General features: G+C 68.9%; 11 protein-coding genes. 3 read left to right on the forward strand and 8 right to left on the reverse strand.

Features of this window, described 5'->3' with window-relative positions:
• Position 1 precedes the first annotated feature (1 nt).
• The 3 genes from gspF (at position 2) to AB7P10_RS15545 (ending at position 3,993) form a co-directional block, all read left to right on the forward strand.
• The gene (gspF, locus tag AB7P10_RS15535) at positions 2–1,231 is read left to right on the forward strand and encodes a type II secretion system inner membrane protein GspF (RefSeq protein WP_428294753.1); all 1,230 of its coding nucleotides are present in this window, start codon (positions 2–4) and stop codon (positions 1,229–1,231) included.
• A gap of 2 nt (positions 1,232–1,233) precedes the next feature.
• Positions 1,234–2,130 carry a 5'-nucleotidase gene (locus tag AB7P10_RS15540; protein ID WP_428294754.1) on the forward strand — a complete coding sequence of 299 codons (897 nt, stop codon included), beginning with the start codon at positions 1,234–1,236 and terminating at the stop codon, positions 2,128–2,130.
• Between the two features lie 84 nt (positions 2,131–2,214).
• Complete coding sequence (locus tag AB7P10_RS15545) at positions 2,215–3,993, forward strand: ABC transporter ATP-binding protein/permease (protein WP_428294755.1); 1,779 nt, start codon at positions 2,215–2,217, stop codon at positions 3,991–3,993.
• On the opposite strand, the gene queC is transcribed toward AB7P10_RS15545, so the two are convergent.
• From queC to flgG, 8 genes are all read right to left on the reverse strand, one after another.
• Positions 3,966–4,727, reverse strand: coding sequence for a 7-cyano-7-deazaguanine synthase QueC (gene queC / locus AB7P10_RS15550; protein WP_428294756.1), 762 nt, complete (start codon positions 4,725–4,727; stop codon positions 3,966–3,968). The two genes, AB7P10_RS15545 and queC, sit on opposite strands and share 28 nt — an antisense overlap.
• Before the next feature lie 30 nt (positions 4,728–4,757).
• A complete protein-coding gene (locus tag AB7P10_RS15555; RefSeq protein ID WP_428294757.1) occupies positions 4,758–5,981 on the reverse strand; it encodes an HDOD domain-containing protein in 1,224 nt (407 codons plus the stop codon).
• A 27-nt stretch (positions 5,982–6,008) separates the two neighbouring features.
• Positions 6,009–7,226: a flagellar hook-associated protein FlgL gene (flgL, locus tag AB7P10_RS15560; RefSeq protein ID WP_428294758.1), complete on the reverse strand. Its 1,218-nt coding sequence runs from the start codon at positions 7,224–7,226 to the stop codon at positions 6,009–6,011.
• A 167-nt stretch (positions 7,227–7,393) separates the two neighbouring features.
• A complete protein-coding gene (gene flgK / locus AB7P10_RS15565) occupies positions 7,394–9,307 on the reverse strand; it encodes a flagellar hook-associated protein FlgK (protein ID WP_428294759.1) in 1,914 nt (637 codons plus the stop codon).
• 16 nt (positions 9,308–9,323) lie between these two features.
• On the reverse strand, positions 9,324–10,196 hold the full coding sequence (flgJ, locus tag AB7P10_RS15570) for a flagellar assembly peptidoglycan hydrolase FlgJ (RefSeq protein ID WP_428294760.1): 873 nt from the start codon (positions 10,194–10,196) through the stop codon (positions 9,324–9,326).
• Positions 10,193–11,311: a flagellar basal body P-ring protein FlgI gene (locus AB7P10_RS15575; RefSeq protein ID WP_428294761.1), complete on the reverse strand. Its 1,119-nt coding sequence runs from the start codon at positions 11,309–11,311 to the stop codon at positions 10,193–10,195. The genes flgJ and AB7P10_RS15575 overlap by 4 nt, the downstream gene beginning before the upstream one ends.
• Positions 11,312–11,447: 136 nt before the next feature.
• Entirely contained in the window at positions 11,448–12,134 is a 687-nt protein-coding gene (locus tag AB7P10_RS15580) for a flagellar basal body L-ring protein FlgH (protein ID WP_428294762.1), read from the reverse strand.
• A gap of 11 nt (positions 12,135–12,145) precedes the next feature.
• Entirely contained in the window at positions 12,146–12,928 is a 783-nt protein-coding gene (gene flgG, locus AB7P10_RS15585; RefSeq protein ID WP_428294763.1) for a flagellar basal-body rod protein FlgG, read from the reverse strand.
• Positions 12,929–12,951: the final 23 nt, after the last annotated feature.

The raw sequence follows: 12,951 nt of genomic DNA on the forward strand, positions 1-12,951 counted from the left end.
CATGCCCGCCTATACCTTCGAAGCCCTGGACGCGCAGGGCGCCACCCAGAAAGGCCTGATCGACGCCGACACCGCCCGCTCAGCGCGCAGCATGTTGCGCGCGCGCGCGCTGGTGCCGCTGTTGGTCGAGCCCGCCATGGGTTCGACCGGCGCGGCCGTCTCCACGGGGCTGAACATCACCCTGTGGGGCGGTCGCGTGTTCAACGCCACCGCGCTCGCGGTGTGGACGCGCCAGCTCGCCGGCCTGGTCGCCGCCGGCCTGCCGCTGGAGCGCGCGCTCTCGGCCCTGACCGAAGAAGCGGAAGACGAGAAGCAGCGCAACCTCATGGCCTCCCTGCGCTCCGAGGTGAATGGCGGCTCGCCGTTCGCCCGCGCCCTTGCGCAGCACCCCCGCGAGTTCTCACCCATCTACACCGGCGTGATCGCGGCCGGCGAACAAAGTGGCCTGCTCGGCACCGTGCTCGAACGCCTGGCGGACGACCTGGAAGCGCGCGAAGCGCTCAAGAACAAGATCATCGCCGCCTCGCTGTACCCGGCCATCGTCACCCTGGTGGCCATCGTGATCGTGGTGTTTCTGGTGTCCTACGTGGTGCCGCAGGTAGCCAACGTGTTTGCCGGCAGCAAGCGCGCCCTGCCCTTCCTCACGGTGGTGATGCTCGGCCTGAGCGACTTCGTGCGCGCCTATGGCTGGCTCATGCTGGGCCTGCTGCTGCTGGGCGCGGGCGGCGTGGTGCTGGCGCGGCGCAACGAAGGCATGCGCCTGAGCATGGACGCCACCTGGCTGCGCCTGCCGCTGGTGGGGCGACTGGCGCGCGGCTACAACGCCGCGCGCTTCTCCGCGACGCTGGCCATGCTGGCGGCCGCGGGCGTGCCCATCCTGCGCGCGCTGCAGACGGCGGCCGAAACCCTCTCCAACCAGGCCATGCGCGCCGACGCGCTCGATGCCCTGGTGCTGGTGCGCGAGGGCGCGCCGCTGGCCTCGGCGCTGGGCAGCAAGAAGCGGTTTCCGCCCCTGGTGTCGATGTTCGCGCGCCTGGGTGAGCAAACCGGCCAGTTGCCCGCCATGCTCGAGCGCGCCGCGCGCCAATTGGGCGACGAGGTGCAGCGCCGCGCCATGCACATGGCCACCATCCTGGAGCCCCTGCTGATCGTCGGCATGGGCCTGGTGGTGATGCTGATCGTGCTGGCCGTGCTCATGCCCATCATCCAGCTCAACCAGCTGGTCACCTGAACATGGCTGTGACCCTCGACGGCAAGCTGGTCGTTGCCATTTCTTCGCGTGCGCTGTTCGACTTCGAGGAAGAGAACCGGCTGTTCGAAACCGGCGACGACCGGGCGTACATGAAACTGCAGCTCGATCGCCTCGACCAGCCGGCCCTGCCCGGCGTGGCGTTCTCGCTGGTGCACAAGCTGCTGGCCTTCAACGACGAGCAGGCCCAGCGCGTCGAGGTGGTCATCTTGTCGCGCAACGACCCGGTCTCGGGCATGCGCGTGTTCCGCTCCGCCAAGCACTACGGCCTGCCGATCCAGCGCGGCAGCTTCACGCGCGGCCAGCCGCCCTGGCGCTACCTGCGCCCGCTGCGCGCCAACCTGTTCCTCTCCACCCACCTGGCCGACGTGCGCGCCGCACTCGAAGCTGGCGTACCCGCCGCGCAGGTCTACCCGCAGTCGGTGCGCGCCAGCGATGCCCATCCGCACGAGGTGCGCATCGCCTTCGACGGCGACGCCGTGCTGTTCTCCGACGAGGCCGAACGCGTGTTCCAGTCGCACGGCCTCTCGGCCTTCCAGGAGCACGAAGCCACCAAGGCCGCACTGCCGCTGGCCGGCGGGCCGTTCAAACCCCTGCTGGAGGCCCTGCACCGGCTGCAAAGCGAGGGCACGCCGCTCATGCGCGTGCGCACCGCGCTGGTGACCGCGCGCAGCGCCCCGGCGCACGAGCGCGCCATCCGCACATTGATGAACTGGAACATCGAGGTCGACGAAGCCATGTTCCTCGGCGGCCTGCCCAAGGGCGAATTCCTGCGTGAGTTCGAACCCGACTTCTTCTTCGACGACCAGACCGGCCACATCGAATCGGCCGCGCTGCACGTGCCGGCCGGGCACGTGGCCAGCGGCATCTCGAACCCCTGACCCACCCCACACGCCGCGCAGGAACCTTCCGGCGCGCTGTCGGGTCTTGCATCGGCTTCCTTCCTCCACAGACCAGGTGATTGCATGACCCTGACCGACAAATTCCGCAGCTTCCGCGCGTTCGCGGGCAAGGTGGGCCGCTTGGCCATGCCCTACTTCAATTCGGACGAGAAGTGGCGCGCCCGCGCGCTGCTCGCGGCCATCATCGCGCTCAACCTGGGCGCGGTCTACATGCTGGTGCTGCTCAACGAATGGAACCGCGTGTTCTACGACGCGCTGCAGAACAAGGATGCCGAGGTGTTCTGGCGCGAACTCGGCCGCTTCACCTACCTGGCCTTCGGTTTCATCATCATTGCGGTCTACCGCTTCTACCTGACGCAGCTGCTGGAAATGCGCTGGCGCGCATGGATGACCGGCCACTACCTGGACCGCTGGCTCGCCAACAAGGCCTTCTACCACCTGGAACTCGCCCGCTTCGCGCGCGGCGCCGACGCACCGCCGGACAACCCGGACCAGCGCATCGCCGAGGACATGAACCTCTTCACCAGCTACTCGGTGAGCCTGTCCATGGGCCTGCTCAACGCCGTTGTCACCCTGGTGAGTTTCGTCGGCATCCTGTGGACGCTGTCGGGCAGCTTCGCCTTCAGCTTCAATGGCAGCGAATACACCATCCCCGGCTTCATGGTCTGGATGGCGGTGCTCTACTGCCTGCTCGGCAGCATCGCCACGCACTACATCGGCCGCCCGCAGATCGCACTCAACTTCAAGCAGCAGCGCTACGAGGCCGACTTCCGCCACCACCTGGTGCGGGTGCGCGAATACAGCGAATCGATCGCCCTTGACCGCGGCGAACCGGTGGAGCGCCAGCAGCTCGGCGGCCGCTTCACCGACGTGCTGGCCAACTATTTCCGGCTCATCAACGCGCAGAAACGCCTGACCTGGTTCACCGTCGGTTTCGGTCAGGCCGCCGTGGTGTTCCCCTTCATCGTGGCCGCGCCGCGCTTCTTCAGCGGCGCCATCCAGCTCGGCCAGCTGATCCAGATATCGTCCGCCTTCGGCCGCGTGCAGGACTCGCTCTCCTGGTTCGTGGACAACTACAGCGCCCTGGCGGCCTGGCGCGCCACCACCGACCGCATCACCAGCTTCGAGGAAAGCTTCCAGGCGCTGCAGTCGGCGCAGGAGAGCGCCGCCACCGACACCGGCGCCGACGGCTCGCTCGCCATTGAAGACCTGCGGCTGGCCCTGCCCGGCGGCATGGCCCTGCTGTCCACCAGCGGCCTGAAGGTCTCGCCCGGCGACACGCTGCTCGTCAAGGGTCCCTCCGGCAGCGGCAAGTCCACCTTGTTCCGCGCCCTCGCCGGCATCTGGCCCTGGGCGCGCGGCCTGCTGCACCGGCCGGCGGACTTCGACGCGCGCGTGATGTTCCTGCCCCAGCGGCCCTACTTCCCCAACGGCTCGCTGCGCGACGCGCTCGCCTACCCGGAGCCGGCCGATCGCCACAGCGACGCCGACCTGCAACTCGCGCTGCGCGAGGCCCTGCTGCCCGAGCTGGCCGACCGGCTCGACGACCACGACAGCTGGGGCCAGAAGCTCTCCGGCGGCGAACAGCAACGCCTGGCCATTGCCCGCGCGCTGATCAAGAAGCCGCGCTGGTTGTTTGTGGACGAAGCCACCAGCGCCCTCGACGAAGCCGCCGAAGCCACGCTGTATGCGCGGCTGCAGGCGCTGGTGAAAGAGAGCGACGGCGCCCTGGTGTCGATCGCGCACCGGCCCACCGTGGCGGCCTTCCACGGCCAGCAATGGACGTTCACGCCGGACAACACAGCGGGTGCGCGCTACCGGTTGGTGCCGTCGGTGACATAGCCCGCCCACCCCCGCGCCCTCAGCTCGCACGCCGGGCAAGTGCCGCAGCCATACCCCCACGCGTGCCGGTGTTCGCGGTCGCCGAGGTAGCAGGTGTGGGTGTGTTCGACGATCAGGTTCACCAGTGCGTTGCCACCACCGACCAGCAGCGCGTTCTCGCCCAGTTCGTGGGCCAGGCGCCACGTGGCGGCCTTGTCGATCCACATCAGCGGGGTGTCGATGAGGAAGCGGTGGTCCATGCCGAGTGACAGTGCCACCTGCAGCGCCTTCATGGTGTCGTCGCGGCAGTCGGGGTAGCCCGAGAAGTCGGTTTCGCACACGCCGGTGACGATGACCTGGATGCCGCGGCGGTAGGCGAGCGCGGCGGCGAGTGTGAGGAAGAGCAGGTTGCGCCCGGGCACGAAGGTGTTGGGCAGGCCGCTGGCCTCCATGCGAAAGGCCATGTCGCGGGTGAGCGAGGTGTCGCTGACCTTGCCGAGCACGGCGAGGTCGAGCACGTGGTCTTCGCCCAGCCGGTCTGACCAGGCCGGAAACCGTTCGCGCAGTTCGCGCAGCACGTTCAGGCGCGCCGTCATTTCCACGTGGTGGCGCTGGCCGTAGTCGAAGCCGATGGTTTCCACGCGCGGATATCGCGCAAGGGCGTGGGCCAGGCAGGTGGTGGAGTCCTGCCCGCCGGAGAAGAGCACGAGCGCGCTGGTGTGGTGGGGGGTGTTGGGGGGCGGGGCGGCGTTCATGGGCGCGATCGTAGCGCGCGCAGAAGCCGTCTACATCATGCGCTCGGACTTGCGGCTGGCGTGGTCGCGGCTGGTGGCGAGCATGCGGATCAGCGCGCGGTTGGCGTGTTCCAGGCTGACCTCGTGGCGCTGGCAGACCGCGGGCAGGCGGTGCAGCTGGCTGGCTTCGCCCTGGGCACGCGCCACGTCGAGCAGGGGGTGGTAGGGGCCGTCGCGGCGCAGCACGGCGTCGTACACGCGGCCCGACAGGGGCAGGCGGTGCAGCAGATCGCCCAGCGGCTGGTGCAGCAGGCGGTCAAGCTGCGAGAGCAGCGCGGTGGTATAGACCTCGCCGCGCAGGTTGTCTTCCGAGCCGGTGGCCAGCAGGTGCTGGGCCAGGCGCGAGCGCATCACCATGGCGTAGCGCACCGGGTGCAGGTCCTGGTCGGGTTCGCTGCCGGGCAGTTGCTCGGCCAGCCAGCGGCCCAGTTCCTTGAAGCCCAGCATCATCAGCGCATGGCGCAGCGAGGCGATGTCGTGGCGCAGGCCGTAGGCGGCGGAGTTGACGAGCAGCAGGATGCGGTAGACCAGCACCGGGTCCTGCCGCACCAGGCGTTCCAGGTGTTCGATCGAGCAGTCTTCATCGCCAATGGCCAGCAGGATCTGCCGGATCACGACGGCGTCGTAGTTCAGCGGTTCCTGGCGGTGCGCGTAGAGCACGTCGTCATCGGGCCAGCCGAGCAGACCCCAGGCGCCGGCTTCGTCCAGGCAGTGGCGCGCCAGCACCTGGCTGGCCACGCCTTCGACCACGCGGTCCTGCAGCGGCAAACGGGGCCGGGGCGTGCCCAACAGTTGCTGGGCGTCGGCAGTGCTCAGACGCACCATGCTGCGCGCATCGGCCGGCGCGGTGATCTGGTCGCGCACGCTCTCCAGGTCGGTGTGGCGCAACAGGCGGTGGCCGCGCCGCGCGGCGGCGTTCAGGCGGGCCAGGGTTTCGGGCTGTTCGAACTGCGAACCGGGCACCTCGATCCAGGTGTTGTGCACGGGTTCGCAGGCCAGGGTCTGCTGCAGCAGGCGCGGGCTGTCCACCGACAGGATGAGCACCGGCGCGCTCTCGGGCCAGTCGTCGCCCAGGGCCTGCATGAGGTGGGCGGCGTCGACGGCTTCGGGGTGGATGGCGCGCACGCCCAGCCGCACCGCGGCCAGCTCGCGTGCGCGGTTCCACACGGGTTCGTAGCCCAGTGCAATGCTGTCGAGCACGGTGTGGTTCGTCATGGGAGCAAGGAAGAGGAAGCCGGGGAATCAGCTGATGGCGTTGAAGAGCGACAGGCGCTGCACCTGCGCATAGGACTGGATGGCGGCCTCGAAGCCGACGCGCTGCATCTCCAGGTCCGACAGGCCCTTGATCATGTCCAGGTCTTCCAGGCGCGACTGTTCGGTTTTCAGGTCGACAGAGCGGTTCTCCATCTGGCTGTTCAGCGAATCGGCGCGGTTGAGCCATTCGCCGGCGCGCCCGCGCGCGGCCAGCACGCGGTCGTGGCCGGCATCGACTTCGGTGATCGCGCGCGCCATGGCCTGGGTGTGGTGCGCGCTTTCGTTGGGGCCGTTGTAGCGCAGCGCGTCCACCGCGCTCTGCACCACCGAGAAGATGTCGGTGGGGGCGGTCACGGGGCGCAGTTCCACGCTGTCGCCGGCCGCGGGCACGCCACGCATCTCCAGCGACATGCCGTCGAACTCGATCGTTCTGTTGGCCACGAAGGGCTGGCCGACGTGGCCGGCCACGGGCGTGCCGGTGCTGACGTTGGTGACGGTGTACTGCATCACGCCGGCCACCTCGGCGAAGGTGATGTCGTAGTCGTCGCCGGTAAGCAGGGCCACGTCGGTGACTTCGCCCATGGTGGTGTGCACGTTGCCGGTGTTGGTGTTGGGCAGAGTCAGCGTGAAGCTGCCGTTGCCTTGCGGCACGCGCATCCAGATGGCGTCGCCGTCGAGCGCCTGCGGCAGCGCGCTGTTGCCCGCGGCGGCCTGGCCGCGCTGGCCCTCGAACTGCACGCCATTGCCGCTGGGGCCATACAGATCCACGAAGGGGACGGACGCGCCGCCAAGGCCGCCGTAGAGCGTGCGCCCGGCGTTGTCCTTGCGGTTGGCCACGGCGATGAGCTGCTCGCGCAGGCCTTCGAGTTGCTTGGCCACGTCCTCGCGCTCGGCGTCGGTGAAGGTCGCATTGCCGGCGGTCACCAGCAGGTCGCGCACTTTCTGGATCAGATCACCCGATTCGGCCAGACCGCTCTCGGCCTGTTGCAGGCTGGTGCGGGAAGCCTCCAGCGCGCGCAGGTCGGCGGTGGTGCGCGCAAGGCGGTTGGCGGCGGTCTCGGCCAGCGTGGCGGCCACCGGGTCGTCGCTGGCCTTCATCACGCGCTTGCCCGTGGTCACACGCTCCTGCTGCGCGGCCAGCTCGGCCTGGCGCTTGGTCAGCAGGGCGATGGTGTTGTCGTAACTGTTGGCGGTAGAGATTCGCATGGCGATTCCTCAATCCTTCAAACAAAAACCCCGCCGGCGCGAGATGACTTGGTCCAGAGGCTTCAAGGGCCCGGCTACGCCGGCCCAAGAAGCCGTCCCCCCTCGAAGCGCCGAAGGCGCGCCACGGAGGGGGGAAGCCGCACAGCGGCGCAGGGGGGTGTTCATATCTAGCGGCCGACGGTCTGCAGCAGGCTGTCGAAGGTGCTCTGCGCGATCTGGAGAAACTTGGCCGAGGCCTGGTAGGCCTGCTGGTACTGCAGCAGGCGCGCGGCCTCCTCGTCGAGGTTGACACCGGCCACATTGGCGCGCGCGGTCTCTGCCGTGGAGGCGATCTGGCCCGAGAAGCTGGCGGCGAACTCGGCACCCTGCACGCGCATGCCGACGTCCGAGAACATGCTGACGTAGCCGTCGGACAGGGGCACGCCGTCGAAGGTGGGCAGGTCGCGCAAGCCCAGCATGCCGGTGGCGTTGCCGGCGTTCTGCGCGATCGAACCGGCGGGCGCGGGGTCGATGTTGAAGGTGTCGCCCGCCGTGGGGCTGCCGCGCAGCGTGAGGCTCCAGCCGTTGAGGGTGATCGCCTGGCCGGGCGCGTAGTTGTAGCTCGGGGGCGGGCCGGCGTTGTCCGGCGGCGGGTTGCCCGGGCCCAGGCCGGTGGCGGTGAAGCTGCCGTCGGCCAGGAAGGTGATGGTGACCGGGTCGGTGAGGTTGGCCGAGATGGACGAGGCGTGCAGGCTCTCCACGCTCAGGCCGCCGGCGTTGTCGGTGCCGGGTGTGACCATGACCGGGCTGGCCGCGGCGAGCCGGTCGGGCGCGCCAATGGCCACCTGCAGGTTGCGCGCGGCGGCCTCGAACGGACGCACCAGGAAGCGGTCGCCCACGGCGGCGGCGCCGGCGTCGAGGTTGAAGGTCAGGCCGTCGATCTGGGCGGGCAGCGCCGGCACGGGCGTGCTGGTGCCGTCGGACAGGCGCACCACGTTGATGCCACCGGCGTCAAAGCGCACCTCGTAGTCGGAGGCGACCAGCGCGGTCGGGTCGGCCACGGTGGCGCTGATGTCGGCATTGCCGGTGTTGGTGGGCACCGGCAGGCCCGCGGCGGCCGCGGGTGGGATGAAAAAGTTCTGCCCCGGGTTGCCCTGCAGGTCCACGCCCAGCGCATGCTGGCTGTTCACCGTGGTGGCCGTGGCCAGGGCGATGCGGCCCACCAGGTTCTGCGTGTCCACCAGGTCGTCGTTCATGAAGCGCATGAGGCCGGCGAGTTCGCCGCCCCCCAGGCTGTTGTCGGGGATTGGCGTGCTCAGCCCGCCCTGCACGAAGGACAGCGCAATGCGCGAGCTGTCGGTGCTGTCGCGCCCGGTGGCGAGCGCGTTGGCGCGCTGGCCCAGCACCAGCGGCTGGCTGCCGGCGACGAACACGCTCACGCTGCCGTCGTCGGCCGGCACGGTGCTGACCTGCACCAGCTTGCTCATCTCTTTCAGGATCTGGTCGCGCTGGTCCAGCAGGTCGTTGGGCGTGTGGCCGCTGCCCCGGCTCTCGGTCAGGCGGGCGTTGACCTGGGCCAGGTCCCGCGCCAGGCCGTTGATGACATTGACCGCGCCTTCCACCTGCTGCTGCGTGGCCTGCTGCAACGCGTCGAGCTGGCTGGCGGTGTTGCGCAGGCGCGAGGCCAGTTCCTCGCCCTTGGCGATCACGACCACGCGCGCGGTGAGGTTGCCCGGCGAGGACGAGACGTCGCCCCAGGCGTTGAGCATCTCGTTGAGCGCCGCGCCCAAGCCGGCCGAGCCGATGGGGAAGGCGCTCTCCAGCTGCCGCAGCCGGTCGTATCGCAACGCGTCGGCCGCAGCCACGGAGCCGGTCATCTGCGCCTCGCGCGTGAGGTAGGCGTTGTGCGAGCGTTCGACGGTGGCGATCTCCATGCCCTTGCCGAAGTAGCCGTTGCCCATCTTCTGGTAGCCGGAGGTCTGCTGCAGCACGTTCTGGCGCGAATAGCCCGGCGTGTTGACGTTGGCAATGTTGTTGCCGATGACCTGCAGGGCCGCCAGGTTGGCGTTGAGCGCGCGGGCACCGATGTTGAGGGCGGACATGGTCGGGGTGTCTCGTTCAGCCCTGCGCCCGCTGCAGGCTCAGGGTGGTGTTGATGGCGCGACTGAGTTTGGCCGCGTAGTTCGGGTCGGTCGCGTAGCCGGCCTTCTGCAGCCCGCTGGCGAAACCCTGGACGGAGCCAAGCTGGTCCATCACGCCCTCGTAGCGCGGGCTGTTGCCGATGAGGCGGGCGTAGTCGCGGAACGAGTCGGCGTAGGAGTCGTAGGCGCGGAACTTCGCGGTGACCTTGCGCGCCTCGCCGTTCACGTATTCGGTGGTGGTGATCTCGGCGACCTTGCCCTTCCAGCTGTCGGTGGCCTTGATGCCGAACAGGTTGTGCGAGGGCGAACCGTCCGCGTGGCGGATCTCGCTGCGGCCCCAGCCGGTTTCGTGGCCGGCCTGGCCCAGCATGAAGCTGGCGGGAATGCCCGACTCGCGCGCGGCGGCGGCGGCGGCCTGGCCGTGCTGTTCCACGAATCCCGCCTGGCGCGAACCGGCGCTCGCGCGGCCCACCGTGCTGGCGTCGGTGCCAAGGGGCTGCTCCGGGGTGAAGACACTGGCGTCGACGGGGTTCTTCGCACCGGCCATCTGGCGGCCAAGCTGGCGCTCGATGGCTTCGGACAGGCCGCCCGGAAGGCCGGAGAGCTGCACCGCGAACTGCTGGTCCAGCAGGTCCATGCCGAGATTGCTGCCTTCGCCATCCATCAGGCCGGACTTCTGCGTCGCCTCGCGCATGCTCTTGATGAGCTCGCGCATGAAGAGCGATTCAAACTGTTTGGCCGCCTCTTTCAAGGCGGCCTTGTCGTCGCCCTTGCCCGAGCCGTAGCGCAGCGCGTTCAGCGCTGTCGGGTCGGCGGCCAGGCCGCTGGGCATGAGGGCGTTGGTGTTCATATCACCTCGAGCTCGGCGTTCAGCGCACCCGACGCCTTGATGGCCTGCAGGATGGCCAGCAGGTCCTGCGGCGTCGCGCCGAGGGAATTCAGCGCGCGCACCACGTCGGCCAGTTGCGGCGCGGTGTCGAGCTTGATGAGCGAGCCCTTTTCCTGGGCGATCTGGATGTCGGCCTTCTCGCTCACCACGGTCTGGCCGCCCACGGACAGCGGGTTGGGCTGGCTGACCACCGGGGTGGAGCTGATGCTCACCGACAGGTTGCCGTGCGAGACGGCGCACGCACCCAGCGTGACCGCCTGGTTCATGACGATGGAGCCGGTGCGCGAGTTGATGATGACGCGCGCGGTGGGCACCGCGGCGTCGAGCCGGATGTCTTCCACCCGGGCGAGAAAGCTCACGCGCTCGTTCGGGTTGGCCGGCGCGCGCAGGCGCACCACGCGGCCGTCCACGGCGTTGGCCACGCCCGCGCCCATCACCTTGTTGATGGCGTCGGTGACGCGGCTGGCGGTCTGGAAATCGTTCGAGTTCAGGCCGAGGTCGATGGTCTCGCCCAGCGCGAAGGGCGTGGCCACCGCGCGCTCGACCTGCGCGCCACCGGGCACGCGCCCCGCGCTCAGGTGGTTGATCTGCACCTTGCTGCCACCGGCCGAGGCGCCCGCGCCGCCGACCAGCAGGTTGCCCTGCGCGAGCGCGTAGATCTCGCCGTCGGCACCCTTGAGCGGCGTGGTGATGAGCGTGCCGCCGCGCAGCGACTTGGCATTGCCCACCGAGGACACGGTCACGTCGATCATCTGGCCCGGCTGGGCGAAGGCCGGCAGTTGCGCGGTGACCATCACGGCCGCCACGTTCTTGAGCTGCATGCTCGCGCCCGGCGGCAGCGACAGACCCAGCTGCTGCAGGTAGTTGTTCAGGCTCTGCGCGGTGTAGGGCATCTGCGTGGTCTGGTCGCCGGTGCCGTCCAGGCCCACGACCAGGCCGTAGCCGGTGAGCTGGTTGCTGCGCACGCCCTGCACCGCCGCGATTTCCTTGATGCGGATGGCCTGGGCACTGACCGGCAACACGGCCAGCGCGCTGCACAGCACCATCAAGAATCGGAAGAAGCGGTCGATAGTCATTTCATGGGTCCAACTGATCCGGCGCGAAGTGCAGAGATTCAAGGGCGCCGCAGAGCCGGCTTTGCCGGGCTGCCAGCGCCGCCCCCTTGAGGGGGTCGCACGCAGTGCGGCGGGGGTGATTCATCATGCATTGGCTTCAGAACGGGATAACGCTCAAAAAGAAGCGCGCCAACCAGCCAATTGAAAGCGCTTCGTTCTGTGCGCCGCGCCCGCGCGATTCGATGCGCGCGTTGGCTACCTGCGTGGAGGCAACCACGTTGCCAGGCCGGATCTGCTTCGGATCGACGGTGCCGGAGAAGCGCAGCACGTCCACGTTCTGGTTCACGCCAATCTGCTTTTCGCCCACCACCAGCAGGTGGCCGTTGGGCAACACCTCCTGCACGGTGGTGGTGATGGAGCCCGAGAAGGTGTTGGCGCTCTGCGTGCTGCCGTCGCCGGAGAAGCTGTTGGAACTTTGCGCGCCGAGGTTGGCGCGCTCGAACGGGCCGCCCTTGAGCAGCGGCAGCGCCGAGATGCTGCCCGAGAGTTCGCCGCTGCGGTCAATCGAGGCGGAGGAGCTCTGGCTGGCCGTCACACGTTCTGTGATCTGCACGGTGAGGATGTCGCCCGGGAGCCGCGCGCGCGGGTCTTCGAACGCGGGGCGGTAACTCGCGGCCTGGAACAGGCTGCCGCTGGGGGAGACGGTGGTGGCCGGTGCCGCGGGCGCCGCGGCCTGGGCATAGCGCACCGGCGTGGCGGGCACCAGGTCCACCTTCGGCGTGCGCTGCAGGGTTTCGCAGCCGGCGGCGAGCACGGCGAGCGACAGGATGAGGGCGATGCGCATGTTCGGCCCCATCAGAGTTGACTCAGGCGCTGCAGCATCTGGTCGGATGTCTGGATCGCCTTGGAATTCATCTCGTACGCGCGCTGCGTCTGGATCATGGTCACCAGCTCCTGCACCACGTTGACGTTGGAGGTTTCAACAAAACCCTGCATCACCGTGCCCATGCCAGCCGATCCGGGTGCGCCATTGATGGGATTGCCCGAGGCCAGGCTTTCGGCGTACAGGTTCTGGCCCAGCGGCTCCAGGCCGGCCGGGTTGATGAAGCTGGCCAGCTCGATGTTGACCACCTGCTGCGGCGCGGGGTTGCCCGGCAGCTTGACGGTGACCACGCCGTCGCTGGAAATCGTGATGCTCTGCGCCTCGGCCGGCACGGTGATGCCGGCGGTGAGCGGGTAGCCGCTGGAGGTGACGATGCGGCCCTGCGCGTCGGGCTTGAAGCTGCCGTCGCGCGTGTAGCCCACCGTGCCGTCGGGCATCTCGACCTGGAAGAAGCCGTTGCCGTTGACAGCCAGGTCCAGGGGGTTGTCGGACTGCTGCATGCTGCCCTGCGAGAAGTTGCGCGTGGTGGCCACGGTGCGCACCCCCAGGCCCACTTGCAGACCCGTGGGCAGCTCGGCCTGCTCGGCCGCATTGGCACCGACCTGGCGCAGGTTCTGGTACATCAGGTCCTCGAACACGGCGTTGGCGCGCTTGAAGCCATTGGTGGAGACGTTGGCCAGGTTGTTGGAGATCACGTCCAGCTGCATCTGCTGCGCCTGCATGCCGGTCTTGGAAATCATCAGCGAATTGATCATGGTGTGCTCCGCGAATTGAGGGG

Origin of the sequence: Hydrogenophaga sp. (assembly GCF_050182545.1) — a bacterium.
Classification (GTDB): Bacteria; Pseudomonadota; Gammaproteobacteria; order Burkholderiales; family Burkholderiaceae_C; genus Hydrogenophaga.